Annotated in this window: 28 protein-coding genes; 14 read left to right on the forward strand and 14 right to left on the reverse strand. The window is 61.8% G+C overall.

Annotation, left to right across the window (positions count from 1 at the left end):
- Positions 1–42 precede the first annotated feature (42 nt).
- Both IB267_RS19430 and IB267_RS19435 read left to right on the forward strand, forming a co-directional pair.
- Positions 43–486 (forward strand): GNAT family N-acetyltransferase, encoded by a 444-nt coding sequence (locus IB267_RS19430; protein WP_192449058.1) that lies wholly within the window; start codon positions 43–45, stop codon positions 484–486.
- Positions 487–507: 21 nt separating this feature from the next.
- On the forward strand, positions 508–1,854 hold the full coding sequence (locus tag IB267_RS19435; protein ID WP_192449059.1) for an aspartate aminotransferase family protein: 1,347 nt from the start codon (positions 508–510) through the stop codon (positions 1,852–1,854).
- On the opposite strand, the gene IB267_RS19440 is transcribed toward IB267_RS19435, so the two are convergent.
- Positions 1,840–2,130, reverse strand: coding sequence for a hypothetical protein (locus IB267_RS19440; protein WP_192449060.1), 291 nt, complete (start codon positions 2,128–2,130; stop codon positions 1,840–1,842). The two genes, IB267_RS19435 and IB267_RS19440, sit on opposite strands and share 15 nt — an antisense overlap.
- Positions 2,131–2,422: 292 nt before the next feature.
- Between IB267_RS19440 and IB267_RS19445 the strand changes: the two genes are divergently transcribed.
- Entirely contained in the window at positions 2,423–2,953 is a 531-nt protein-coding gene (locus tag IB267_RS19445; protein WP_192449061.1) for an NUDIX hydrolase, read from the forward strand.
- A gap of 194 nt (positions 2,954–3,147) precedes the next feature.
- A complete protein-coding gene (locus IB267_RS19450) occupies positions 3,148–3,369 on the forward strand; it encodes a hypothetical protein (RefSeq protein ID WP_192449062.1) in 222 nt (73 codons plus the stop codon).
- 322 nt (positions 3,370–3,691) lie between these two features.
- On the opposite strand, the gene IB267_RS19455 is transcribed toward IB267_RS19450, so the two are convergent.
- From IB267_RS19455 to IB267_RS19500, 10 genes are all read right to left on the reverse strand, one after another.
- Entirely contained in the window at positions 3,692–4,606 is a 915-nt protein-coding gene (locus IB267_RS19455) for a TIM barrel protein (RefSeq protein WP_192449063.1), read from the reverse strand.
- A gap of 27 nt (positions 4,607–4,633) precedes the next feature.
- Positions 4,634–5,755, reverse strand: coding sequence for a sn-glycerol-3-phosphate import ATP-binding protein UgpC (locus tag IB267_RS19460; RefSeq protein WP_192449064.1), 1,122 nt, complete (start codon positions 5,753–5,755; stop codon positions 4,634–4,636).
- A 42-nt stretch (positions 5,756–5,797) separates the two neighbouring features.
- The gene (locus tag IB267_RS19465; protein ID WP_192449065.1) at positions 5,798–6,685 is read right to left on the reverse strand and encodes an ABC transporter permease subunit; all 888 of its coding nucleotides are present in this window, start codon (positions 6,683–6,685) and stop codon (positions 5,798–5,800) included.
- A gap of 7 nt (positions 6,686–6,692) precedes the next feature.
- Positions 6,693–7,583: a carbohydrate ABC transporter permease gene (locus tag IB267_RS19470; RefSeq protein ID WP_060521199.1), complete on the reverse strand. Its 891-nt coding sequence runs from the start codon at positions 7,581–7,583 to the stop codon at positions 6,693–6,695.
- 75 nt (positions 7,584–7,658) lie between these two features.
- The gene (locus tag IB267_RS19475) at positions 7,659–9,002 is read right to left on the reverse strand and encodes an extracellular solute-binding protein (RefSeq protein ID WP_192449066.1); all 1,344 of its coding nucleotides are present in this window, start codon (positions 9,000–9,002) and stop codon (positions 7,659–7,661) included.
- Between the two features lie 243 nt (positions 9,003–9,245).
- Complete coding sequence (locus tag IB267_RS19480; protein ID WP_192449067.1) at positions 9,246–9,743, reverse strand: hypothetical protein; 498 nt, start codon at positions 9,741–9,743, stop codon at positions 9,246–9,248.
- 160 nt (positions 9,744–9,903) lie between these two features.
- Positions 9,904–10,152 carry a hypothetical protein gene (locus tag IB267_RS19485; protein ID WP_192449068.1) on the reverse strand — a complete coding sequence of 83 codons (249 nt, stop codon included), beginning with the start codon at positions 10,150–10,152 and terminating at the stop codon, positions 9,904–9,906.
- A gap of 195 nt (positions 10,153–10,347) precedes the next feature.
- Positions 10,348–11,394 (reverse strand): glutathione synthetase, encoded by a 1,047-nt coding sequence (locus IB267_RS19490; RefSeq protein WP_192449069.1) that lies wholly within the window; start codon positions 11,392–11,394, stop codon positions 10,348–10,350.
- A gap of 295 nt (positions 11,395–11,689) precedes the next feature.
- Positions 11,690–12,136 carry a GNAT family N-acetyltransferase gene (locus IB267_RS19495; protein ID WP_246810710.1) on the reverse strand — a complete coding sequence of 149 codons (447 nt, stop codon included), beginning with the start codon at positions 12,134–12,136 and terminating at the stop codon, positions 11,690–11,692.
- Between the two features lie 291 nt (positions 12,137–12,427).
- Positions 12,428–13,213: a L,D-transpeptidase gene (locus IB267_RS19500; RefSeq protein ID WP_192449071.1), complete on the reverse strand. Its 786-nt coding sequence runs from the start codon at positions 13,211–13,213 to the stop codon at positions 12,428–12,430.
- Positions 13,214–13,539: 326 nt separating this feature from the next.
- Between IB267_RS19500 and IB267_RS19505 the strand changes: the two genes are divergently transcribed.
- Both IB267_RS19505 and IB267_RS33470 read left to right on the forward strand, forming a co-directional pair.
- Entirely contained in the window at positions 13,540–13,677 is a 138-nt protein-coding gene (locus IB267_RS19505) for a hypothetical protein (protein WP_246810711.1), read from the forward strand.
- A gap of 402 nt (positions 13,678–14,079) precedes the next feature.
- Positions 14,080–14,688, forward strand: a complete 609-nt coding sequence (locus IB267_RS33470) for a hypothetical protein (protein WP_246810712.1) — start codon at positions 14,080–14,082, stop codon at positions 14,686–14,688.
- 3 nt (positions 14,689–14,691) lie between these two features.
- Here IB267_RS33470 and IB267_RS19515 read toward each other — a convergent pair whose 3' ends face one another.
- On the reverse strand, positions 14,692–16,002 hold the full coding sequence (locus IB267_RS19515; RefSeq protein WP_192449320.1) for a hypothetical protein: 1,311 nt from the start codon (positions 16,000–16,002) through the stop codon (positions 14,692–14,694).
- On the opposite strand from IB267_RS19515, the gene IB267_RS19520 reads away from it, so the two are divergent.
- The 3 genes from IB267_RS19520 to IB267_RS19530 are packed head-to-tail and all read left to right on the forward strand — an operon-like array spanning position 15,968 to position 18,138.
- Positions 15,968–16,537 carry an MSMEG_1061 family FMN-dependent PPOX-type flavoprotein gene (locus tag IB267_RS19520; protein ID WP_246810764.1) on the forward strand — a complete coding sequence of 190 codons (570 nt, stop codon included), beginning with the start codon at positions 15,968–15,970 and terminating at the stop codon, positions 16,535–16,537. The genes IB267_RS19515 and IB267_RS19520 overlap by 35 nt on opposite strands.
- Before the next feature lie 7 nt (positions 16,538–16,544).
- Positions 16,545–16,865 (forward strand): 2Fe-2S iron-sulfur cluster-binding protein, encoded by a 321-nt coding sequence (locus IB267_RS19525; protein WP_192449073.1) that lies wholly within the window; start codon positions 16,545–16,547, stop codon positions 16,863–16,865.
- 55 nt (positions 16,866–16,920) lie between these two features.
- Complete coding sequence (locus tag IB267_RS19530) at positions 16,921–18,138, forward strand: NAD(P)/FAD-dependent oxidoreductase (RefSeq protein ID WP_371742597.1); 1,218 nt, start codon at positions 16,921–16,923, stop codon at positions 18,136–18,138.
- A gap of 44 nt (positions 18,139–18,182) precedes the next feature.
- Here the strand turns inward: IB267_RS19530 and IB267_RS19535 are convergent, their stop codons facing one another.
- Together IB267_RS19535 and IB267_RS19540 are read right to left on the reverse strand one after the other, a co-directional pair.
- The gene (locus IB267_RS19535; protein WP_371742570.1) at positions 18,183–19,358 is read right to left on the reverse strand and encodes an ROK family protein; all 1,176 of its coding nucleotides are present in this window, start codon (positions 19,356–19,358) and stop codon (positions 18,183–18,185) included.
- Positions 19,359–19,415: 57 nt separating this feature from the next.
- Positions 19,416–20,240, reverse strand: coding sequence for a helix-turn-helix domain-containing protein (locus tag IB267_RS19540; protein ID WP_052201977.1), 825 nt, complete (start codon positions 20,238–20,240; stop codon positions 19,416–19,418).
- A gap of 256 nt (positions 20,241–20,496) precedes the next feature.
- On the opposite strand from IB267_RS19540, the gene IB267_RS19545 reads away from it, so the two are divergent.
- The 5 genes from IB267_RS19545 to IB267_RS19565 all read left to right on the forward strand — a co-directional run bounded on the left by IB267_RS19545 (position 20,497) and on the right by IB267_RS19565 (position 25,161).
- Positions 20,497–21,720 carry an amino acid ABC transporter substrate-binding protein gene (locus tag IB267_RS19545; protein WP_192449076.1) on the forward strand — a complete coding sequence of 408 codons (1,224 nt, stop codon included), beginning with the start codon at positions 20,497–20,499 and terminating at the stop codon, positions 21,718–21,720.
- A gap of 187 nt (positions 21,721–21,907) precedes the next feature.
- Positions 21,908–22,780: a branched-chain amino acid ABC transporter permease gene (locus IB267_RS19550; protein ID WP_192449077.1), complete on the forward strand. Its 873-nt coding sequence runs from the start codon at positions 21,908–21,910 to the stop codon at positions 22,778–22,780.
- Positions 22,777–23,730, forward strand: a complete 954-nt coding sequence (locus IB267_RS19555; protein WP_192449078.1) for a branched-chain amino acid ABC transporter permease — start codon at positions 22,777–22,779, stop codon at positions 23,728–23,730. Before IB267_RS19550 ends, IB267_RS19555 begins: the two co-directional genes overlap by 4 nt.
- A complete protein-coding gene (locus tag IB267_RS19560; protein WP_192449079.1) occupies positions 23,727–24,455 on the forward strand; it encodes an ABC transporter ATP-binding protein in 729 nt (242 codons plus the stop codon). Before IB267_RS19555 ends, IB267_RS19560 begins: the two co-directional genes overlap by 4 nt.
- Positions 24,448–25,161, forward strand: coding sequence for an ABC transporter ATP-binding protein (locus tag IB267_RS19565; protein WP_192449080.1), 714 nt, complete (start codon positions 24,448–24,450; stop codon positions 25,159–25,161). Before IB267_RS19560 ends, IB267_RS19565 begins: the two co-directional genes overlap by 8 nt.
- Positions 25,162–25,168: the final 7 nt, after the last annotated feature.

Below are 25,168 nucleotides of genomic sequence, written 5' to 3' on the forward strand. Positions count from 1 at the left end.
CTGGAGGGTGGGTGGCTCGCCCACCCGGGGTCGGGGGTAACAATGGGTGATATCACGATCGTCGCCGTAACTGAGGGCGACAGGTCCGCGTGGAACGAACTGCATGCGGGGTTTGCCAGCTATTACGGCGTCGAACAGACCGACGAGATGCGCGATCGGGTGTGGGGCTGGATCAAGGACGGCCGGCTCGAATGCCGCCTTGCGCTCGACGGCGCTGGCCGCGCGATCGGCCTGACGCACTTTCGCGAATACATTCGGCCGTTATTCGCGGCGCGCGGCGGCTTTCTCGACGATCTGTTCGTTGCACCTGAGGCGCGCGGGAGCGGCGCTGCCGCCACGCTGATCCGTGCGGTTGCCGACATCGGGCGCGAACGCGGCTGGAACTCAATCCGTTGGATCACGCGCGACAACAATTATCGTGCACGAACGCTCTATGACCGGGTCGCGTCGCGTACCGATTGGATTACTTATGATATCACGCTTTGAAATTGCAGCAGGGAGACGCCAATGACCGCACAGCCAAATTCCACCGAAGCGCGGGACATGGCGTACCACCTCCATTCCTATACCAATCCCCGACGTCTGGAGCGTGAAGGGCCGATGGTGATCGAACGCGGGGAGGGCATCCACGTTTTCGACAACAGCGGCAAGCGCTATATCGAGGGCATGGCGGGGCTGTGGAGTGTCGCCGTCGGCTTCGGCGAGAAGCGGCTCGTCGAGGCCGCACGCAAACAGCTGAGCCAGTTGCCCTACTACCATACCTTCTCGCAGAAATCGCACGGCCCGGTCGCCGATCTCGCGGAGAAGCTGGTGTCTCTTGCGCCAGTGCCGATGTCCAAGGCCTATTTTGCCAATTCCGGTTCGGAGGCGAACGACACGGCGATCAAGCTCGTCTGGTATCGTTCCAACGCGCTCGGCAAACCCGAGAAGAAGAAGATCATCTCTCGGATCAAGGGCTATCACGGCGTGACGGCGCTGAGTGCGAGCCTGACCGGCCTGCCCAACAATCATCGTTCCTTTGATCTGCCGTTTCCCAACATCCTGCACACGACCTGCCCGCACTATCGCACGGGTGCGGAACCGGGACAGGACGAGCTTGCCTTCTCGCGTTGCTGCGCCGAGGAACTGGAGGCCATGATCCTGGAGGAGGGGCCGGATACGATTGCCGCCTTCATCGGCGAGCCGGTGATGGGGGCGGGAGGCGTCATCGTACCGCCGGAAGGCTACTGGGCGGCCATCCAGGAAGTGCTCGACCGCTACGATATTCTGCTCATCGCCGACGAGGTGATCTGCGGGTTCGGCCGCACCGGCAACATGTTCGGCTCGGAAACCTTTGGGCTGCGTCCCGATATCATGACGGTCTCCAAGCAGCTCTCCTCGTCCTATCAGCCGATCTCGGCGCTGATGATCAACGCGCGCGTCTACGAGCCTATTGCATCCGAGGCAGACCGGATCGGCACACTCGGCCATGGTTACACCGCAAGCGGCCATCCCGTCGCCGCTGCGGTTTCGCTGGAGAACCTGGCGATCATCGAGGAGCGCGATCTCGTCGGAAACGTGCGCCGGCTGGCACCACATTTTCTCGAGCGCCTCAACGCACTGGAGCGGCACCCCCTTGCAGTCGAAGCGCGCGGTGTCGGGCTGATCGGAGCCCTGGAGCTGGAGGCCGCCGACGGCGCGCCGACGGGGACGATGGGCGCTCGGGCCGCAGCTCTGTTGCAGAAGAACGGATTGATCTCCCGCAACATCGGCGACGCGATCGCCTTCTGCCCGCCCATGATCATCACCAAGGCGCAGGTCGACGAGATGTTCGATATCGTCGAGAAAAGCCTCAAGGAGCTATCGGGACTGTAGCGCGCCGACGCCAAGGCTGAGGCGTTTATTTCGGCCCAGTTCCGGCTGGGGCGGGATGACACTCTGGTTGGAAACCTGGACCCCGACGGCATCGAACCGGCCCGCGACGAGATCCTTTCTGCTCATCGTCAAGACGATGGTGGCGACGTCGTCGAACATCCAGCCCATCAGGTTCACGGCGCGACAAAATTGCCCATTGATGTGCTGGAAGGAAAGGGCGATGTGAGGGGTATGGATACGGAAACTTTCATCAGGATATCGCGGCTCATCGATCAAGCACGCTCCCTTACCCGGAGCCGGCTGCCCTGATCCTGTAACGCCGCCACAGCCCCCGCCGCTCCGGGAATCCACTGACCAACAGTGCGGTTCATGATTGACGGAGTGTACCCGTGCCCGCGTCTCCAACTCGCCCCGTTTGCATCGTTTGCAACCGGCATCTTCCCCTTTCTGCTCGCCGTTGCCCGTGGTGCAAGACGCACTGCGCCGCCGCCCGCCGCAACGCGTGCGCCGCGCGCGAACGGAGTGCGCGTCTGCCGGCTCTCTGCGCGTTTGGCAAAGGGAGCGGAAAATGACGGACACCAGGAACACTTGCGCCGCTGCGGAGGCCGCACCGGAAGAGATGCAGCAGGTCGGAGCTCTTCCCTGGCGCATCGCCAGGAATGGCGAGGCAAGGATATTGCTCGTCACGTCGCGCAGGAGCGGGCGGTGGATCGTGCCCAAGGGATGGCCAATGAAGGGCCTTGCGCCCCGTCAGACCGCATCGCGGGAAGCATTGGAGGAGGGCGGTGTCATCGGTGTCCTCTCCAAGGCGCCGGTGACGACCTATCGCTACATGAAACAACTGGACAACGGCGCAAGCGTTGTCTGCCGCGTGGCGGTGTTCGGACTGAACGTGCGCGGGACGCTGGTTGATTGGCGGGAAAAAGCACAAAGGCAGCGGCGGTGGTTTTCGCTCGCAGCGGCGGCGGACACGCTTGATGACCGCGAACTTTCTGAGTTCGTGCGCACCCTGGATGCCGCGTCTGAATGTTTGGAAGCACCGACCGGGGTCGCCGGGAAGAAATCCTCGCTCGACGAGATCCTCATGTTGAGGCGTTAGGCCCGTGTCGACGTTCTCGCACCTCGAAAAGTGGCGGCGACCAGTCAAGTCCGTCTGCAACCATAGGGTCAGTCGCGCACGCTAATCGCCTGGCGCCACTACCTGCGACGGCAAGAGCGGCGCCAGGACCCTCCCGAGCATTGATCTCAAAGGCCGACCTATCCGGCCAAATCCGCATACAGAGAGAACAAGCGATGAGCTTCAGATACAGTCATACTTTGCCGATCAGCGGCGCAAACAAGCTGCCCCGATTCAAACAGTGGGCCGCCGAGAACATCCCAGGGATCGCCTTGTCCCTTCCCCCGCAGGTTCCGGTCAAGAGTACCGCCTTGACTGTCCGCCTCAGGTCCGTTGAGGATCGCGCCATGCTGGTGGCGAAGCTTGAAGGCGTGGATCTCGACAGGAAGACGCGCTAGTCCCCCTCTCGTTCACCGCGCGACCGGTGAGACGGTTGAGCCGGCGATCGAGACACTGGTCGCCGGTTCTGTTCCTCGCATGAAAAAGGTTGCGTGGTCGACCGCCAAAAAAGCCGAAGGAAGAAGCTTCGGTCCCCGCTCACGTCAACGCCAGGAGACGACATCATCGATATGACCCAGTCGCTGGCGATGCCGGGCGGCCGAGAGGCGTAGACCAGAAGCACGGCGTGGGGCCCAAGTTGAGGCGCACGATCTTGTGGATCGCGCGCCTCGGTAATTTTTGATCCTGCCGGTGTCGTTGCGTGAGGCAGTCGGTGGCGCGTTAAGCAGCGCGCCGAAGCGTTACGCCCGCCGCCAGACGCCTGGCTTGCTCCAGGCACGCCGGCTGCTGATCGGCAAAGCGCTCGGCGCCAATTTCCAAGATCAGCGTCGTATCCGGAAGGAAGGTCAGCTCAGAGAAGATCTCATCCCAGGCAATGTCGCCCCAGCCGATCGGCAGATGCAGGTCACCGATGCCGAGCGCAGTCGCTTCTGCCGGATGATAAAAGCGGTTCATGGTATAGGGCAGGCCGAAGCTGTCGTGCACATGCAGGTGACCGGTCACCGGGGCCATGGCCCTGAGTTCGTCGCGGAAATCGAGCCCGCGATGCGTGGCCTCGATATAGGCATGCGAGAAGTCGATGAGCGCGACGACGTTGTCGGAACCGATCGCCCGCACCGTTTCGGCAACCTGGCTCGGCGTCTGCCGGTATTGGCCGCTTTCCGTGGTGAAGATGTTCTCAAGTGCGATGCGAACGCCGTAACCTTTTGCGACGTCCGCCATCTCCGCAAGAGCGTCGCGTTCCATCTTGTCGAGATCCGCGGCGTTCTCGCCGGCGGCAAGCTGTGCTGCGCCGGAGTGGTGGACGAGGATCCCTGCGCCAAGCCGGTCGCAGAGTTCAAGCATCGTCCTTACGACCTTCTTCTGCAGATGGTGGTGCTGGCGATCCATGAAATTGGAGACGATCTGGCCGTGCAGCGACAGCTTGTTGAACGTGTACTTCTTGGTGATCTCGGCGACGCGCTGGACACGGTCTTCGATGATACGACCGCCGCTGACGATCTCTTCGCCATAGATCCCGATCTCGCAGGCGTCGGCGCCCGTCTCGGCAACTTCACGGAGCGAGGCGTCAAGGCTCGAAAGATCGCCCTTGCCTGTCCGGTTGCAGAATCCCACGGCGGAAATGATGTCGTTCATTACGGTTCTCCTGATCTATGGAAGTGTTCAGACTGCTTGGAGTGTCGGTTGGCTGGCGGGACTGCTCACGGCGCGCGGCTCCAGATCGATCTCGATCCGGCGACCGGTTTCCTTGTCGAAGAGGTGGAGGTGCGCGAGCGGCAGCTTCAGGGTAACGCGATCACCCGACCGCACGCGCAGATGCTCGTCGACGGCGGCGGCGAAAGGATAGCCGTTCAGGTCCGAGTGAATGACGCGGCCGGAGCCGAGTTCCTCGATGAAATCCACCTTGATCGAGACGCCGTCCGGCGCAACGACGCATTGTTCCGGGCGAATGCCGACGGTGATCTGTCTTGCGCCCAGTCGCGTGGCAAGGCCCTTGTTGATCGGCATCTTCGTGCCGCCGAATGTGAGGCAAGCATTTTCAACATCGACGGTGGCTTCGAACAGGTTCATCGCCGGTGAGCCGATGAAGGATGCGACGAAGACGCTTGCCGGCCGGTGATAGATGTCGAGCGGCTGGCCCACCTGCTCGACCACGCCCTTGTTCATCACCACGAGCTTGTCAGCCAGCGTCATTGCTTCCACCTGGTCGTGTGTGACGAAGACAGACGTTGCTGCGAGACGCTGATGCAGCTTGCGGATTTCGGCCCGCATGGTGACGCGGAGCTTGGCGTCCAGGTTCGACAGCGGCTCGTCGAACAGGAACACGTTCGGCTCGCGAATGATCGCGCGCGCCATGGCGACGCGCTGCCGCTGGCCACCGGAAAGGGCGGCCGGCTTGCGATCGAGATAGTCGGAAAGCCCGACGATCTTGGCCGTTTCCTCGATCCGGCGGAGCCGCTCCGCCTTTGCGACGCCCGCCACCTTCAGCGCGTAGCCGATGTTTCCTGCAACGGTCATGTGCGGGTAGAGGGCGTAGTTCTGGAACACCATGGCGCAGCCGCGTTCGCGCGGTTCGAGCTTGTTCACAACTTTTCCGTTGATCGCGATCTCACCCGCGGTGATCTCCTCAAGCCCCGCGATCATCCGCAGAAGCGTCGATTTCCCGCAGCCGGACGGGCCGAGGATCACGACGAATTCTCCGGATGCGAAAGCGAGGTCGATGCCATGCAGGGTGGGGTTCTTGCCGTAGGATTTACGCACGGCGCGAATTGCGATGTCAGCCATGAGCGCGGACCTCTTTGTCTGTTCTGATTGGGGAAAGCGGGGTCATTTTTCCGTGGCCACGAGGCCGCGGACGAACCACCGCTGTAAGACGGCGACGACGACGAGCGGTGGCAGCATGATGATCAGTGATCCGGCGAGCGTCACATTCCAGTCCGGCGTGCCGTTGTCGGTGGGCAGGAGCGCTACCAGCGACATCATCGTGGTCTTGTATTGCGGGTCCGTCACCATCAGGAGCGGCCAGAGATACTGGTTCCAGCCGTAGACGAACATGATCGTCGTCAGTGCCAGCATGTTGGTGCGCGAGAGCGGAAGCAGCATATCGATGAAGAAACGGATCGCGCCCGACCCGTCCATGCGCGCAGCCTCCGCCAGTTCGTCCGGCAGGGTCAGGTAGAACTGGCGATAGAGGAAGGTTCCGGTCGCCGTGGCGATCAGCGGCAAAGTGAGGCCGGCATAGGAATTGAGAAGGTTCCAATCGACGGAGACCTCGAAGCCGGTGATGGCGGAAATCAGCAAGCGGATCGGCTGGAACAGGTCGGCGGCGACGGCATAGGTCGGCACCACACGTACTTCGAGCGGCAGCATCAGGGTGATGAACACCATCCAGAAGAAGAAGCCTTTCAAGGGTGTTCGGAAGAACACGATGGCAAAGGCCGTTAGCGCCGACAGCGCCACTTTGCCGACCGTGACGAGGCTTGCCATAACGAAGCTGTTCAGCATCGCCGTTCCGAGACTGGCGCGCGACCAGGCCGCACCCATGTTCTCCAACAGGCGATCCTGCGGCACGAAGCTGAAGGGTATGGCGTTGACCTGCTGGAAAGTCTGGCTGGCGCCCGACACGATGACGATGAAGGGACCGATCAAGAGCAGGAAGCCGAAGATCATCACGCCATAGGTCAGGGCGTTGGCAAAGGGTGTCCGCTGGATCATGGGAGCCTCACTTGTAATGGACCTGGCGCTCGATGAAGCGGAACTGGATGAAGGTGAAAATCATGATGAGGCCGATGAGCACGAGGCTCTGGGCTGACGCACCGGAGTAGTTCAGGCCGCGGAACGCCTCCTCGACGATGCGGTAGACCATCACGTCGGTGCCGTGGTTCGGGCCGCCATCGGTCGTGCGGGCGACGATGCCGTAGGTGTCGGCGCCGACGAAACCCTCGGTCATCATGATGACCAGCAGGAAGAAGAGCGTTGGCGCCAACAACGGGATCTGGATATCGACCGCGCGGCGGATCGGGCCGCAGCCGTCCATCGCGGCCGCCTCGATCAGCGAACGCGGAACCGACTGCAGGCCGGCTAGCAGGAAGATGAAGGTATAGCCCGCCCATTTCCAGGCAAAGACGACGATGACGAGGATGAGGGCGTGGCTGCCGTATTTGGCCGGGTTCCAGAAGTCAGGAAAGGCGGCGTTGACCGATGCCATCAGCCCGCGCTCCGGCGACAGGATGAAGCGGAAGGCCATGCCGGCTGCAGGCCCGGCAATCGCATAGGGCAGAATGTAGAGGAACCGGAACGGCGCCGAACCCGGCAGTTGCCGGTCGACCGCAAGGGCAAGGACAAGGCCGATGAAAATGGTGGCAAGCGTGCCGCAAAGGGCAAATGCCAGGCTGACGCCGACCGAGTTCCAATAGAGCGGATCGGCAAACACTTCCTGGAAGTTTGCCAAGCCGACGAACTCTGCCGCCCCGCCGAACGGCGGCTCCAGCGTGAAGGCCCATCGCAACACGGCGACCGCTGGCCAGTAGAAGAAGAGCAGGATCAAAATGATCTGCGGCAGGGCGAATAGGCTCGGTAGCCACCAGCTGCGAAAGGCCGCGCGCTTGTCCATATGTCGAAATTCCAATGCGCAAGAAGAGCGATCGGAGCCCGCCGATATCGCGGCAGGCTCCGGGCGGATCGGATCTTAGTTCAGCGTCTGTCCGGCGTAGGTCTTCTCGAAGCGGCGCAGAACGGCGTTGCCGCGTTCGACCGTCTTGTCGAGCTCGGCCTGTACGTCTGCGTTCTGCATGAAGATCGCTTCGAGGGCGGTTGCGAATTCCTTGCGGATCTGCGTGAAGCCGCCGAGGCGAATGCCGCGGGTGTTTTCCGAGGTCGGGGTGAAGGACAGGCTCTGGATGGCGAGTTCGCGGCCCTTGTAGGGAGCCTTGTCATAGAAGCCATTCGCCTTCATGGCGTCGAAACCGGTCTTGGTCACCGGGATGTAGCCCGTCACCGTCGACCACCATTCGGCCATTTCCGGCGTCGCAAGGTAGTTGAGGAAGGCGGCCGCGCCCTTGTATTCGGCTTCCGGGCGACCGGCGAGCACCCAAAGCGAGGCGCCGCCGACGAGCGAGTTCTGCCGCTCGGTGCCCTTCCACACCGGCAACATGGCGACTTCCCACTTCACACCCTCAGGAAGGGTCTTGCCGATGGTGCCGTGGTCGGCGACCGAGGTCTGGATCATCTGGCAGGTCTGGGAGGTGAAGGCCGGGACGATGTCCATGCCGAGCTGCTTGGTCTTGACGACGAAGAGCTTCTCGTCGGCCATTTTCCTGAAGAACTTCACATGGTCGACGAACTTGGTCTTGTTGACGACAAGCTCGGCGTTGAGGCCATTGTAACCATTCGCCTGGGTGGCGATCGGCTGGTTATGGATGGCCGAGAACTGCTCCATCAGCGGCCAGGTGTCGAAGTTGAACGCCAGCGGGCATTCGAAACCGGCCGTCTTCAGCTTGCGGGCCGCTTCCTCGACCTGCTCCCAGGTGTCCGGCTTGAATTCGATGCCGGCCTTCTGGAAGGCGTCGCCGTTGTAGTAGAACATCGCGGTGGAGGAGTTGAACGGGAAGGAGTTCAGTTCGCCCTTTGCTGTGGCGTAGTAATTGGCGATGCCGCCGAAATAGTTGTTCCAGTCGATCGTATAGCCGTTGTCGGCCATCAGCTTCTTGGCGGGCACGAAGGCACCGGACAGCATCATGTCGAGCGTGCCGGCATCATAGATCTGGGTGATCGCCGGCTGCTTCTTGGCGCGGTAGGCGGCAATCGTGTTCTGCAGGGTCGTGTCGTAACCGTTTTGCGAGGTGCAGACGATCTCGAATTCCGACTGGCTGTCGTTGAACTTCTTGCAGGCATCCTGGACGCGTTCGCCAAGGTCGCCCGAAAGGCCGTACCAGAATTCGAATTTCGTCTTTTCGGCGGCCGCGGCCGACGTGCCGAACGCGACGCTCGCCATCAGGCCGAGGAATACGGAAGTAGTCACGGAGACTCTCATTTGCAAAACGCTCCTTGCAGGATGGCGGACACCAGGATCGGTGGCACGATGAAGCCGGGGCGCTTGCTAACAGTTGCGTGTGACAGTCCGTGACAATCTGCATGATGATAAAATGAAAGTTTCGTAACACTGGCGCGAGACAGGCAGGCCAACCAATCTCCCTTGGCCCTGGCCGACCGGAAGGGCCCGAAAACCAGCTTGGTTCGCAATAGGAGTAAGTGGGGCGGAAAAAGAGGCGCGGCCTCAGTCGACTTTCGCTCCCACCTCCGACAGGTATGCGTCGTAGCCGAACAACAGGTCATGGCTTAGGTCCTTGCCGTCGAACCGCGCAATAAAGTCTTCAAGGTCGGCCTGACGTGAGAAGCCCATGGCCACGGCAGACATGCTTTCGATGTCGCCCTCTTCGTCCTCGTAAGTCGCGCTCATCTCCAGGGCGCCCAACCGATCGAAGTTCGCTTGCATGTGGAATGAAAGCCAGACCAGATATTCAAGCGGGTAGCCGGGATTCCTGCCGTATGTCACCACAAAGGGATAGGCTGAACGGAACCGGCTGACCAGAGCTTCACCATCGGTTGCAAAGACGAGCAGATCGCTATCCTCATCGAGGTCGTGAAGTTCGATGGTCAAATCATGTTTGCGCAATGCGACGTAGCCGCCAAGTCGGTCCCACGGCAAGGACGTCAAGATGATCTCGCGCCATCGCGTGACGGCGACATCGAGATCGGTGCGGACCAAAAACATGAAGGATCCCTGCAGCGTCGTGGCACAATCGAGAGCTTTCAGCTTTGCACAGTGCACGCTGTAGTCAATGGATATTAGCGTCGCCTAAATTCATGGTAAGGAGGAAGTTATCGTGATTTGAGAGGCGCCGGCGAAACATCAGCCTCGCCGGCTGGCCGGTTTATCGCCAGTATCCCCGCCCGGTGTCGACCGATGATCGTCCCACGACGTAGCCGATGGTAAAGGCGAGGGCGCCGATCAGCAAGCTGAGGGTGGTCGCGGTGTGAGGATGTTGTGCCGCGGCGGTCGCCACGGCGGTCGTTTCCCTCTTCACTGCGTCGCTGGCTGTCTGTGCAGCTTTGCGCATACCGGCAAGGGGTTCTTCGGGTGTGCCTGTAAAGCCCGCTTTCAGATCGTCGTCTTTGGCCATCGCTTTCATCTCCTTTGGCGTATGAAGGAGAAACCGAGCACGGCGCCATCGGTTCCGACGCCCCGGGTACGATTTTGGTCAATGCAGCCATCCGGTCGCGACTACCTCCGGGGCAGTCACAGCTAGCCGCCGGCAAAATAGCCCGTCAATTGCGCTTTGGCGTGGATCATGCGCCCAGAATTCCTCGGCAAAGTCCTAGTGGGTCGACAGGATACGGTTGCTCAAAGATCCGCTGTAGGTCTTCCTGGTCGCAACTTTGTTTTCCAGCGAGGCAAGGATGTCTTCGCAGAAGTCGACGTCGTAGAGTTCACGAATGGTCTGGAGACCGCCGGGCGTGAACACGTTTATCTCGAGCAGCTTGTCGCCGACGATGTCGAGGCCGACCAAAAACATGCCATCTTCGACAAGCTTGGGGCGCAGGGTCTCGGCGATCGCCAACATTTCCTTTGTGACCTGCGCCCGTTTTGGGGTCCCGCGCGCGTGGATGTTGGAACGCACGTCGCCCTTCGCGGGGACGCGCCTGAATGCAGCGTATACGTCGCCACGCTGCAAGGGGCGTCCGTTCATGAGAAACAATCGGGTATCGCCTTCGGACGCTTTTGGAAGGTAACACTGCGCAATGAGATAGCCGACCTCACCGACGGCATCGATGATTTGATTGAGATTGGACTCGGTGCTGCTTCCAACCCGAAAAACGTTCTTTCCGCCGGATCCCTGCAGCGGTTTGATGATCACACCGTCCGAATGGTCGTCGATAAACGTTCTGATCTCCTCTATGTCCTTGGAAATCAAAGTGGTCGGACGAACGATGGCCGGGAAATCCTGGAAATAGAGTTTGTCTTGCGCCAGGGCCAGACCACAGGGGTCGTTGACGACGATCGTGCCTCGCTCAGCGGCCAGCCGACCGAAATTCGCGCCGGCATGCGCTGCCCAGGGGCGACTATCGGCATCCAGCGAGGGGTCGTTCCGTAAGAACAGGACATCCACCTCCTCGACATTGACAAGGTTTCTTTGCTGTGCGGGAGCGATCAGAGCACGCAGCAGTGTTTCGGATTTCTTGGGGCGCGCGTCACCAAGATTTGCTGCGCGGATCATTAATGCGTCGTCGGGGCCAAGGATGAAATCACCCGGCGTTACATAGAGCACGTCGTGGCCGCGAGCGAGCGCGGCAAGCGCCAACGACGTTGTCGTATAGGAAGGCTTTTCGGTCTCGATCGCGTTGACAAGGAAGGCGATGCGCATAGGGGCTCCTACCTGGAAGGGGGTGCCGCCGACCACGCCTGGCAGCAGGAATTTGCCCTGAAGGCGTTGGAGCCAGCGACAACCGTCGTCGATGCGCAGGAGAAACGGAAGCACAGTGCGATCGGTTCCGAAGCGACCGACGCTCCTCACTGTCGATGTTCTGGTGCCCAGGACGCGCGCCCCTTTTTCCAGTCAGCCGCAAGCGAACGGGCTTTCGCATTCCTTTTACGTTCGGTCGTTCGGAGGTCGAGTTGAGGAGGTCGGCTTGCCCAAACCGCGAGCAGATGCCGCCTGATCAAGCCTTATCGTCCAGCGCCATCTCGACCATAGTCGGACGAAAGCCTGCGGTTGCGAACAGCCTTTGCGCTGCCTCGTTCCTGTGCGCCGTGGAAAGCACGACCAGGCCGGCCCCTCGCTTTCGCAACTCTGCAACGGCCGCGTCGAGCAACATGCGGCCGATGCCTTGGTTGCGACGTTCGGGATCCACGAAAAGGTCGTGAATGACGCCGGCCGGTCCTCGGAGTGCCATGTAGTCGTATCCCTCGCGAGAGGCATAGGCATATCCGACGATTGCATTTTCCTGCTCGGCTGTGAGGACCACGACATCCGGCTCTTCAAGCTGACTGTGCAGCCATCGGCCATAGGAAGCCTTCGTGCCGGCTCCCGCCGCGATGAAGCGCGTGGGGTCCCATTGATGATGGAGTGCCGTCAGTTGCGTGCCAAACGCGCCAAGCACGGGCATGTCATCCTGTCGGGCGGCTCTAATCGTAATTGGTGACGGCATGTCGCGGCATGATCCAGCTGTCGGTCGCGCCGTGACGTCGATCAGACCGGCCCGCCGACCTTGTATCTTAAATGATGGGCGCCGTGGCTCAACTGTGCAGATGCGATGAAGGAGCCGTATCTTTCCCGCCGAGTCTTTTTCGTTCCATTTCGCACGCGATCAGCCCGTCGAGGAGGCGTGGTCCGGCGCGTCAGGTCGAGCGTTTGAGCCGTCGTCGCTCTCAGCCCCTGTTTCACGCGGCGTATCGCCTTATGCCACCACAATCGGGACTTTAATCGGCGACGCCTTGACCCGGTTGTACAAATCGACGACGTCCTGGTTCATCATGCGCACGCAACCGGAAGACGCCTGCGTGCCGATGGTCCACCATTCCGGTGAGCCGTGCACGCGATAGCCGGTGTCCTGGCCGTCCTTGAAGATGTAATGTGCCCGGGCTCCGAGTGGGTTGTCGAGGCCACCCGGCTGGCCGTTCGTCCATTTCACCAGCTCAGGCTTGCGCGCGATCATCTCCCTGGGCGGCGTCCAGGTCGGCCACACCTTCGTGTACTGGATCTCCGCACGGCCGCTCCACTCGAAGCCGGCCTTGCCGATGCCGACACCGTAGCGGACCGCTTCGCCACCGTCCTGCACCCAATAGAGATGCCGCTCATTGAGCCGCACCACGATTGTGCCCGGCGCCTCACCGGTGGGATCGCGAACGATCTGACGACGGAATTCCGGTTTGACCTTCTGGAACGGAATGGCCGGGATGACGAAGCCGTTGTCGGCCAGCGACGCATACATCGTGCTGTTGTCGGTGATGTTGCTGTCGACGCTGATCGGTGGAATTGCCCCTGTCGACATGGTGTCAACACCCATAGGCGACATACGACCGGACGGCTCGAGCGATGGGAGTTCGAGGGCCTGCGAGCACCCGGACGCACCCAGCAGCGTCATGATACCGAGGTTCGAAAGCAGGGCGCGGCGGGAGACGACGTAGCCGGGCTCCGAAATGGTCGCACCGGAGGACAGCTTCTGATCTTGCGGCTTACGCATGCACTTTTACCCCAGACGAACGTCGGCATCATGCCTCCGGATGGGCTCAGTTTCACGAGTCATGGTTAAAAAGACGTGAAGGAGCTGCCGGTCGCGCGCCATCTTGGGTCAATCGACGAAGGCCTCGGGGGCATGCTGAGAGTGCTCTGACTGATTTCAGGAGGAGCGCTTCCGAGGCGACGCCAACCCTAAAAATCTACAGGGCGCTGGACATGTGGCTATAACTTGACTGGCATACTCATGAAAACGAAGTTGGCCCGGACCTTCCGGCCTTCCTCAATCATCGCGGCAAGACGATCACGTTCGCAAAACCGCCGGAACGTGTCGTGACGATCGTCCGTTCGGCGCCGATCATCTATCGTGCCGTGGACGGAAAGGCCGATCGCATCGTCGGCATGAACAAGGATTCGCTGGTGCGATACTTCACCAGCGGCATCTATGCCGAGATGCTTCCGGCAACGTGACGCCCAACGCCGCAAAGCGGATCGCCTACATCCACTGGGGCAACAGTTGGCAGCTGCGAAGCTTCCAGGACTTCAACCACTATATCGACGACCTCATCTATATCCACGACCTGCCTCGGTTCGACCTTTCGACCTACGCCGCGGTCATCATGCCGGATGCGATGGATGCAGCCGTGCCGGTCCCGCACCGACAGCAGCTGAATGCCTATCTGAAGGGTGGCGGCGTTCTCGTCGTCAGTCTGCAGGGGCATGCCGACTGGCTCGAGATTCCTGGCCTTGAATGGACGCCGGGAAACTGCCGCTCCTTCAGTCCTTCTATCCCTGGCTCAACCGTGAACTCGGCATTAAGCGCCCGTCGAACAATCGCTTCACCTACCTGCAGTGCTCGCATGTGCCCTCGGAGTGGCATCCCGCCTGGATCGAGAAAGTCTCGAACGTGCCGGTTTTGAGACCTCGTTTTCGCCGCTTTACGAACTCGGGCCCGAACTCCTGGAAAAGACGGACACGCTCTATGTTCCGAGCAGCCACGACGAGTTCTTCCTGAAAAGCCGGTCCGACGATCTCCTTGCGTTCCTCGCCCGTGGCGGAAACCTCGTCATCTGCGCCGAGCCGTGCCAGCCATGGCTGCCGTTCATGGCCCCCTTCCATGCGGTCTCGCCACGCCCGTTCACCAACATCAAGGTACGGGTGCGCAACGACCGGTTCGGCATCTTTGCCGATCTCGGTGGCGACTTCGATGGCTCGGAAGGCATATTCGGGCAATATGCGAGAGGTTGGAGCGATCCGCCCCCCGGAGCGATCTGGCTGACCGATGTCGGACCGGAGGGCGACCCGAAGCCTGCGGACTGGCCGTGGCAGTATCCGACGACGACGGGGCGAGGAGGTTATGTCTTCATGCACAATGGCGACAACATGACCCGCTACCCGGATCGTGGCCCCAAAAAGGAGGCGCTGGTCGCCAATGTCTGCCTGGCGCTTCGCAGGCTCTCCATAGGCGAGTTGCTGTTCTAACGCCTACCGGGAGAAGACGCCGTCCATCCAGAAAGGCAACTCGACCGTTGCCTCCGTGTCCGACGAAATGCTCAGGTTTTCGCGCGAAACGCCGATGTCGGAAACGGCACGCCAGCCATCGGGCAGGCGGATGGCACCGAATGCAAAGCCGATGGCGACTTCCCCGTCCGGCACAAGCTCGATTGCCGTCGGGTAACCCCGCTCGTTCAGCCAGTTCGGTCGGCTGCTTGCCTCGCGACCGTAGCCGAAGAAGGTGCATCCTTCCTCCAGTCCCAGCACGCCCCGATGCCGGCCCGAGAAGGGCTCGTAGTGACGTCCCCCGTTGCTCATCCAGAGCATCGAGAATGGCAAGGCCCGCGGGTTCCTGACGGAGAAAAACAAGAATCCGTCATCACGCGCCGACACTGCGGTCCATCCCACGGTCGAGTTCGGCTCCTCCGCGAGGATCAGGAAATCCTCGGAATCGGGGGGACCCGGCTGAACGCTCAGGTCCACCGCGCCGCCTCCCTTCAGTCGCACGCTTGTCAGATCGACAAACTCTTGAGGGTACATAAGTGCCGAGTTTCCGCGTTGCGGGTCGGTTTCCACGGCATGTTCGGGCGTTGCCCCGAAAGCTTTCGGCGAGAAGCTCAGAGATGCTTCTCCCGTTATCCGGACCATTGGATGGTGTGCGACGGGAAGCATGCCGAAGCCCCCGACGAAACGATGACGCTGATAGACAATCGGCTGGTCGGGCTTGAGCGTCAGCTCCTTGAATACAGCGGCGCCAGCAACCTGGCCGTCGAGCCGGAAGATCGCTGTAACCGTGCCGTCGGCATCTGTCCGGCAGCTCTCCTCCAGCCAGACCCCGTTGGCGGTCAAGCCGTGTTCGACGGTACCGCTGACGTCATCGTGCCCGAACGGCGCGCAGAAGAAATCACCGGAAAGACTGGCGAGGCTTTGGCCCATGGCTGCGGGTACACGTTCCGGCCGGCCCCCATTGTCCTCGCCTGTGCGCCAGGGCGCACGGTGCATCGGTCGTATCCGGTCGGCCCCGCTCCCAAAGGCGACTTCCTCCAGATGACCGCCCTGCGGGTTGAACGTTATCTTCGCGCTGTTGGTTTCGATGACATGCATTATCCGCTCCATTGGCCGGGGGTTGGTCTTCGGCGACCATATCGAGCGCATAATAATAAAACAATTGTTTTTCTTTATTGACGAGGCGTCGGTTTTTTGACACTCCTTGCCCTCAAGGGGAGGGCAAGGCATGCGCTCAATTGACCAAACTGAACTGCGACAGATGTTTCCCGCGCCCGAGGCGTTGGTTGTCAGCAAACAACTCACCCGGCTCGACAAACACTGTCTTCAATTTCTCTCGCTGTCTCCGTTCGCCTTGATCGGCACACGCAGCCAGGCGGGTGGAGACGTATCGCCACGCGGGGATCCAAGGGGGTTCGTCCACGTGTTGGATGAAAACACGTTCCTTATCCCCGACCGCCCTGGCAACAACCGGCTCGACACCATGGAAAACATCCTGGCTGATCCCGTGGTCGGATGCCTGTTTCTTGTGCCTGGCCTGGGCGAGATCCTTCGCGTCAACGGCATTGCCGACATCGTGGTCGGCGACGCGCTCGAAGCCCTTTCCATTCAGGGCAGGGCGCCGCGCGTGGCGATCCGGGTGCATGTCAGGGAAGTGTTCTTTCACTGCTCCAAGGCGGTCATCCGCTCGAAACTCTGGAATCCGGCAACCTTTGCAACGCGCGAAGACTTTCCGCCACTCGGTGAGATCCTTGCGGATCAGATTGCCGGTCTCGACAAGGAAGAGATGGTGGAAAAGATCCGCGTCGGCGATCAACGAACACTTTACTGAGGCGCCAATGATCGAAGTGAAATTCATCCAATCGAACGGTGAGCAATGCGTCGTGCTGACCGAGCCCGTGGGCAGCCTCATGCAATTGGCGCTGGCCAACAACGTCGGGAGCATCCTTGGCGACTGTGGTGGAACATGCGGCTGCGGGACGTGCCAGGTCCACGTCGACGAGCACTGGATAGCAAGGCTCCCATCGATCGCCGACGACGAAGCCGACATGCTGTCATTGTCGGAAAACCTCACGCCGCAAAGCCGACTTGCCTGCCAGATCAAGTTGAAGCCCGACCTGGACGGGCTGACCGTGCGTGTCCCCGAAGTGCAGGGATAACCAGGAACGATCGTCGAGCTTTTGGCTCAGAAGGGATGGCAGAACCGTGAGTGCGATAGTGATAGTGGGTGGCGGCCAGGCTGCCGTTGCCGCGGCTTCCCGGTTGAGGGCGCTCAAGGTCGAGCGGCCGATCACGATCATTGCCGATGAAGCAGTGCTGCCTTACCAAAGACCGCCGCTTTCGAAGAGCTACCTGCTGGGCGGTGCTTCTCTCACCGATATCTTGCTCAGGCCGGCGAGCTGGTACGCCGACCTCGGCATCGAAATCTTGACCGGGACACGGGTCGACCACATCGATCGCAATCGGCAACGTGTTACGTGCGATACCGGCGAAGAGCGCGCCTACGGAACGCTCGTTCTCGCAACGGGCGGATCTCCACGGGCGTGGCCGGCGACCCTCGGGGGAAACCTGGGCGGTGTCTATGTGGCGCGGAACAAGGCGGATGCCGATCGGCTCATGCCTGAAATGATACCTGGAAAGACCATGCTCGTCGTCGGTGGCGGCTATGTCGGCCTGGAAGCTGCCGCCGTCGGCGCTGAACTCGGCCTGAACGTGACGGTGATCGAGGCGGACGCCCGCATTCTCAATCGTGTTGCATCATCGGCGACATCAGACTTTTTAAGAAAACTTCACGTGCACCATGGGGTCTCCATCAAGGAGAGCACTGGCCTTGTTCGTTTCGTCGGCAACAACGGCCGTGTCGCCGAAGCCGAAACGAGCGACGGCTCCATCCTGCCCATCGATTTTGCAATCGTTGGAATTGGGATCACCCCGAACATCGGCCTGGCGGAAGGATGCGGGCTCGCCGTGATGAACGGTATCCTGGTCGACGCCTTCGGCAGAACCTCGGATCCAAACGTCTACGCAGTCGGAGATTGCGCCGCTTTCCCGTACGGTCAAGGCACGGTCCGATTGGAGTGCGTACAGAACGCGATTGACCTCGCCGAAGCTGCCGCAGCATCGATTGCGGGCTCCCCGAAACCCTATGTACCAGTGCCCTGGTTCTGGTCAGATCAATATGATGCGAAGCTGCAGATCGCCGGACTGAACACGGGTTACACCGACGTCCTTTCGCGCGCTGGAAAGACTGCCGACGCGCGCTCGCTCTGGTATTTCGACAAGGAACGGTTTCTCGCCGTCGACGCCATCAACGATGGCAAATCGTTTGTGATGGGGAAGAAGCTTCTCGCACGCGGCATTTCTCCTTCCAGGGACATCCTTGCAGATCCAGACATCGACGTGGTTGGTTATGTCCAATCCCTGTTGCGCTGACCTTCAGCGCTGTGATCGCGTCGGCTGGTAACGGCGCCGCCTGCCTACCGCATCCCCTCGAGCGATTGCTTCGTCAGCAGACCCGGGTGCGGCGTCATCAGGTTCAAGAGAGGAAGAGCGGATGCGCCCAAAAGCGCGCTCGTGGTGCCCAACCTGCTAATCTCGACCCTTTGATGAGCCTCGTCCGTGCAAGTCGACGGCAGGATTTCCTGCACGCCCGCGAGAAGCAACTCCAGCAACCAGCCGGGCGCCGTTCCGCCCAGAATGATCCGATCGGGGTCGAATGCGTTCTCCAACGTCACGATGGCGCGCGTGAGGGGGGGGACCGCCCTTGCAAGCCAGGCTTTGATCTCGCCGTCGTCGGAACCCAGGCGATCGATCCGATCGCCGAATTCGGCCAGCGACAAATAGGTGTGCAGGCAGCCCCTGTTGCCGCAGTGGCATTGAGGGCCGTTCGGGTCCACGAGGATGTGACCGAATTCGCCGGCGTTCCCGCGATAGCCGCGTTGCAGCTTGCTGTCGCGCACGATCGCGCCACCGACGCCGGCGCCAATGAAGATGTAAAGGAAGTCGCTTCGTTCCTTGGCCGTACCTGAGAGATTTTCCGCCATCGCGGCTGCATTCGCGTCATTCTCGATCCACGTGTCCGGACCGAAGAAATGCTGGATCGTGCGGACTTGCTCGAGATAATCCGAATGCGGCTCGCGGTGCCGTGGCATGGCAAGCGGGGCCGAGACCGCGATCCCGACGCCAAGCCGCGCCCTGTCTTGCATGCTTTGCGAACAGGCCGCTTCTATTTGTTCCAGGGAACGGCGTATTTCCGCCGCGTCCGACGTGAGCTTGAAGGCGCCGCCCTCGAACACGACGTCTCCGACCAGATTGGTGCCCAGGTACCGGCATTCGGACCCGGTCACGTGAAAGCCGAGCGAATAGCCGCGGTCCGGATTGATGGCGACCTCGATCTGCGGCTGACCCCGAAGCCCCTTGCGCCTGCCGATCTGTTTGACGAAGCCTTCGGCCAACAGGTCTTCGACAATGTTCCTTACGGCCTGTGGTGTCAGGCCGCTCAACCTTGCAAGCTCGACCCGCGATAGACTTTCCGTCCGCCGAAGCGCGTCGAGGATTACAGCCCGATTGTAGGTCCTTGTAAGGGCTGCGGAATTTCCAAACTTTACCACATCCGCCTCAATATTCGTTGGTTGCACACCTAGCAAAACCACCGCAAATCGGCAACCGCGCCGGATCCGGACGACCGCGCACCCGACACTGCCTGAGGCTCACGGCCAGGCCGCGTAGTTCGTATTGACGTCGCTCCTCTTCAAGGCGGCGCCGGCGCGATGGGCGCGCGGCGACACGCCCGCGATGCGCTTGAAGAACCGGCTGAAATAAGCGGCGTCCTTGAAGCCGAGCGCTTCTGCCACTTCTGAAACCTGCAGGCCGGAATTGTCGAGCAGGATCGAGGCTTCCGTCATCAGCCGCTCGTGAATGAGTTCCATCGGGGTTCGGCCGGTCGCTCGCCGGGTCGCGGTGTTCAGCCGGTCGGCGGTCACGCCGAGCGCCTCGGCATAGGCGCCGATCGACCAGTGGTCGCGAATGTGCAGTTCCACGAGATGGACGAAGCTGCGCACGATCGCCCGCGGCGACGGTTGCGGCCGGTCGTGACCGGGGTTTGCCAGCCGCCAGATGGAGATCAGCACCAGCGCCAGTTGATGGCGGATGACTTCCTGTGCGCCGGGCTCGTTGGCGCTGAGTTCCTGTTCTATGGCTTGCAACGCCTGGGACAACTGGCGGGCAGCCGCGACCGGGATACGGGCGCCAAGGATCGGGCGAGCGATCGCTTCGCGCACCTGGGCAAAGACGGCGCCCGTCGGCATCGCCGAACCGAGCACGAGATCGGGAATAGCCAGCGACGCCCCCTCGGCGCCCGCGTCGAACAGGACGGATCCTGTCTCGCCTGCCGGCGCCCACACGATCGCCGGGCCGGATAGCGGAACGTCATGCCGACCGAGGCGGATATGGCCACCGCCCGAAAGCACGACGAAGATCCGGTTACGGGTCCCGCGGAACGTCCATTCAGACTGCGACAGGGCCGCCTTGAACACTCGTGCCTCGGTGGGGCCGGCGGGGCGTGCGCTTGCGGTTGGCTGGTTCGTTGCAGAGGTGCTGGAAGCTGGCGTCACATCGTGATCCCGGTTTCCGTGAAAAGTACAAGTATCTCTTGTAAAAGTCTATTCCGTAGCGACAGTGCCGGTATTAGCCTGAGATGGTCGAATACAGCTTCTGGATGCCGGAGGAGAACGGGCACCAGGTGGGCATGACGACGGGGCTCGCACCACGCGGGCAAATGGGAGGAGAATCATGAAAACCTTTCGACGCAGGCAAGTCCTGCGAACGACGGCGCTCGCCGTGATCATGCTCGCCAGCGGCGTCGCCAGCACGGCGATGGCTGAGGACCGCAAGTCCGTGAAGATCGGTTATGCGATCTCGAAGACCGGGCCGAACGCGGGCGGTGCCGGCATTACCACGCTGCCGAACTACCAGCTTTGGGTAAAGGACGTGAACGACGCCGGCGGCCTCGAACTGCCCGACGGTTCGAAGCTGCCGATCGAAGTCATCGAGTATGACGACCGCTCCTCGTCCGAAGAGGTCGTGCGGGCGGTCGAGCGGCTGGCGACCCAGGACGAGGTCGATTTCATGCTCGTGCCCTGGGGCACGGGCTTCAACCTGGCCGTCGCACCGCTGTTTGACCGCTACGGCTATCCGCAGCTCGCCGTCTCTGCCGTCACCGACAAGGCGCCGCAATTCGTGCAGCGCTGGAAGAAGAGCTTCTGGATGCTGGGCGGCGGCCACGACTATGCGCGGGCGCTCGCCGCGATCCTTGCCGAAACCAGCAAGGCCGGCACGATCAACACCAAGGTGGCGATGGTCTCGGTTGCCGACGGCTTCGGCATCGATCTGGTCACGGCCGCCCGACCGGCCTTCGCGGAAGCCGGCATCGAGGTCGTCTATGACAAGACCTATCCTGTCGGCACCTCCGACTTCTCGCCGATGATCAATGAGGCGAAGGCAAGCGGCGCCGATGCCTTCGTTGCCTTCTCCTATCCGCCGGATACTTTCGCGCTGACGCAGCAGGCACAGGTGGCAAGCTTCAATCCCAAGGTGCTCTATCTCGGGGTTGGCACCGGCTTTCCGGTCTACGGCAAGAACAACGGCGACAACGCCACAGGCATCATGAGCCTTGGTGGCATCGACCCGAACAACGCGGCCAATGCCGACTATCGCAAGCGCCACGAAGCCGTCACCGGCGTCGCGCCAGATTACTGGGGCAGCGTCATCACCTATGCCAGCCTGCAGATGCTGCAGGAGGCGATCAAGCGCAAGGGTCTCGACCGGGAGGCGGTGTCTGCCGAACTTTCGAGCGGCACGTTCGAAACCGTCATCGGCGAAACCCGGTTCGAGGACAACCAGTTGCGCAAGCTCTGGTGGACGGGACAATGGCAGAACGGCCAGTTCGTCGGCGTGGCGCCAGGCGACCGGGAGGGCGCGAGCAAACCCGTCCTGCCGCGCCAGGCCTGGAAGTAGCCTGAGACCGCATCGGCCGGAAAACTGCGCAGGGTAGAGCCGAGCAGGAAGGCCGCCGCGGCGCGCCGTGCCGGCGTCCTGGTCAGTCAAGCGAGACAAGCCCCATCCCCATCGCGGGGAGGGGCGATCCTAAGGGGCAGGCGCGCGATCGCGACGGTCCCAAAGAATGAAATAGAGGAGGAGGCCGATGTTCGCCACGGCCCTTTTGTCCGGGCTCGTGCTCGGCGGAACCTATGCGCTTGTCGCGATGGGGCTGACGCTCCAATACGGCATCGCGCGGATCATGAATCTCGCCTATGGCGAAATCATCATCGCTGCGGCCTTCCTGGCCTATAGCCTGTTCAGTTTCTGGGGGCTTAATCCGGTGCTCGGCCTGTTGGTCGCTGCACCTGCCGGCTTTGCCCTCGGCTATCTGATCTATGCCGTGATGATGCGGCCGCTGGTGGCGAGGGCGAAAGACAAGGCGAGCCTCGAGATCGATTCCATCCTGGCGACCTTCGGCCTGCTCTTCGTCATCCAGGGCGTGCTGCTCGTCGCCTTCGGCGCCAACTTCACCAGCTACAGCTATCTCAATATCGCTGTCGATGTGTTCGGAACCACGATCGCCGCCAACCGGCTGCTCGCCTTCGTGCTGGCCACCGTCTTTGCAGGTGCTCTCTATCTGGTCCTCACGCGCACGCTCTGGGGAACGGCGCTGCGCGCCGTCTCGGTCGCACCTGGCTCGGCGCCGCTCGTCGGCATCGATGTCGACCGTGCGGCCCGCCTGGCCTTTGCGCTCGGCGGCGCGCTTGCCGCGGCCGGTGGCGTGGTGATTTCCATGTACCAGACGTTTACCGCCACCTCCGGCGTCGTCTTCACCATGAAGGCGCTGATCGTCGTCATCATGGGCGGTGTCGGCAACGTTCCCGGTGCACTGTCGGCCGGCCTCATCCTCGGCGTCGTCGAGACCTTCGTCGCCACCTATCTCGATCCTGGCCAGACGCTGGCCTCGACCTATGCCATCTTCCTCGTGGTGCTGCTGTGGCGTCCCGCCGGCCTGTTCGGGAGGGCTGCGCGATGAGCCGTATTCCACGTTTGCCAGCCCTGTTTTTCGCCTTGGTGATCGGCAGTCTGGCCTTCGTTCCCTACCTCGTCGGTCCTTACGGCGTAACGCTGATGATCGGCATGCTCGGCTACGTGACGCTTGCGTCCGCCTGGGCGATGTTCTCCGGCCCGACGCGCTATGTGTCGCTTGCAACCGTCGCTTTCTTCGGCATCGGCGCCTACACGGTCGCCGTCTTCAGCGAGAGCCTCAGCTATCCGCTGCTGCTTCTCGTTGCCGCCGCGATCGGCCTTGTCGTTGCGGTCGTCGTCGGTCTGTCGACGTTGCGACTTGCCGGGGTCTATTTCGTCATCTTCACCTTCGGTCTTGCCGAACTGGTCCGCCAGCTGGTCACTTGGTACGAGGTCAACATGACGGGAACGCTCGGCCGCTACATCTTCCTGCCGGTGACGCCCGAGGGCATCTACTGGCAGCTGCTGGCGCTTGCCACCGTCACCTTTCTCTTGTCCTTTGCGATCGGCCGCAGCCGCTTCGGGCTGGCGCTGAAGGTCATCGGCGACGACGAAGTCGTGGCGCGCCATTGCGGCATCGATATTGCCCGGCTGAAGCTTGCGCTCTTTGCCTTGAGCTCGGTGATCATCACGCTGGTCGGAGCGATCCAGGCGCCGCGATGGACCTATGTCGAACCCTCCATCGCGTTCAACCCGACGGTGTCGTTCCTGACGCTGATCATGGCCTTGCTCGGTGGTGCCAACCGGCTTTATGGCCCGATCTTCGGGGCGGTGCCGCTCTTCCTGTTGTTCGAGTGGCTCTCGGCCAATTTCCCGAACCACTATTCGATCATCCTCGGCCTTCTCTTTATCGCCATCGTCTTCGTCTTGCCGCGCGGTGTGCTCGCCTTTGCCGAAGAACATTGGGGCCGCTGGCGCCGACCGGCCATCAAGCCGGCCGCAGGAGGGGCACAATGAGCGAGATCCTGACCATTTCCGGCCTGACGAAGCGTTTTGGCGGGCTGACCGCGGTCAACGCCGCGTCGTTCTCACTGACCAAAGGCGAAATCGTCGGGCTGCTCGGGCCGAATGGCTCCGGCAAGACCACCGTGCTCAACATGATTTCGGGGCACCTCGCGCCGTCAGGCGGAACAATTGCGCTCAACGGTAAGACCATTTCCGGTCTGGCGCCCAACCGGATCGCCTTGAAGGGGGTTGCCCGGACTTTCCAGCTGGTTCGTGGACTGCCATCGCTGACCGTCGCCGAGAACGTTATCGCCGCACTCGCCTTCGGCCGGCGGAAGCTTTGGGGGGATGAGGCCCGCAGCGAGGCGCTTGCCCGGCTTGCGGAGGTCGGCCTTGCGCAAAGGGCCGACCAGAGCGCGCAGGAATTGACCTACATCGACCAGAAGCGCATGGAGCTTGCCCGCGCGCTGGCGGCCGAGCCCGAACTGTTGCTGCTCGACGAATGGCTCGCAGGCCTCAACCCGACGGAGCTTCGCACCGGCATCGACCTGATCCAGGGACTTGCCGATCGCGGCATCACCATCCTGCTCGTCGAGCACGTGATGGATGCCATCCGGGCCCTTTGCGGCCGTTGCGTCGTCATGAATGCCGGGCGAAAGATCGCCGATGGGCCGACGGCCGAGACGCTGACCGATCCCGAGGTCGTCAAAGCCTATCTTGGAGATGGCCATGCTTGAAGTCAGCAATCTCTGCCTGCACTACGGACGCCATGTTGCGCTTCGCGACCTGTCGCTCGAGGTCTGCCGACGCGAAACGGTCGTCATCCTCGGCGCCAATGGCGCCGGCAAATCGTCGTTGCTCAAGGCAATTGCCGGCCTGGTTCGGCCGGACGCCGGTGCGCGCATCACCTTTGAGGGCCGCAATATTACCGGTACCTCAGCGCATGATGTGGTCGAAGCCGGTATCGCACTGGTACCGGAGGGTCGCGGCGTTTTTGGCGATCTGACGGTTGAGGAGAACCTCGCCCTTGGCGCCTATGCAAGGCGGGCAAGAGACGGCGCGCGCGACCGTCAGGCCTTTGTCTATGAGCTGTTCCCGAAACTGCGCGACCGAAGGCGCCAATACGTCAACACCATGTCTGGCGGCGAGCAACAGATGGTGGCGATCGGCCGCGCGCTGATGTCCAAGCCGGACCTTCTGATGCTGGACGAACCGAGCCTGGGGCTCGCACCGGTCGTCGTCGGCGAACTCTTCGCCAGTCTCGGACGGATCCGCGAGGCGGGGCTTGCGCTGCTGATCGTCGAGCAGAACGTCAAGATGAGCCTATCGATCGCCGATCGCGGCTACCTCGCCGAAGCCGGGCGCATCACCGGCGAAGGCACCGCACAGGCGCTGATGAACGATGCCGCTGTCCAGCGCGCATTCCTCGGCGCCGCCGTCTGAAATTTCG

The sequence above is a fragment of the Ensifer sp. ENS09 genome (genome assembly GCF_014852425.1).
Lineage (GTDB): Bacteria > Pseudomonadota > Alphaproteobacteria > Rhizobiales > Rhizobiaceae > Ensifer.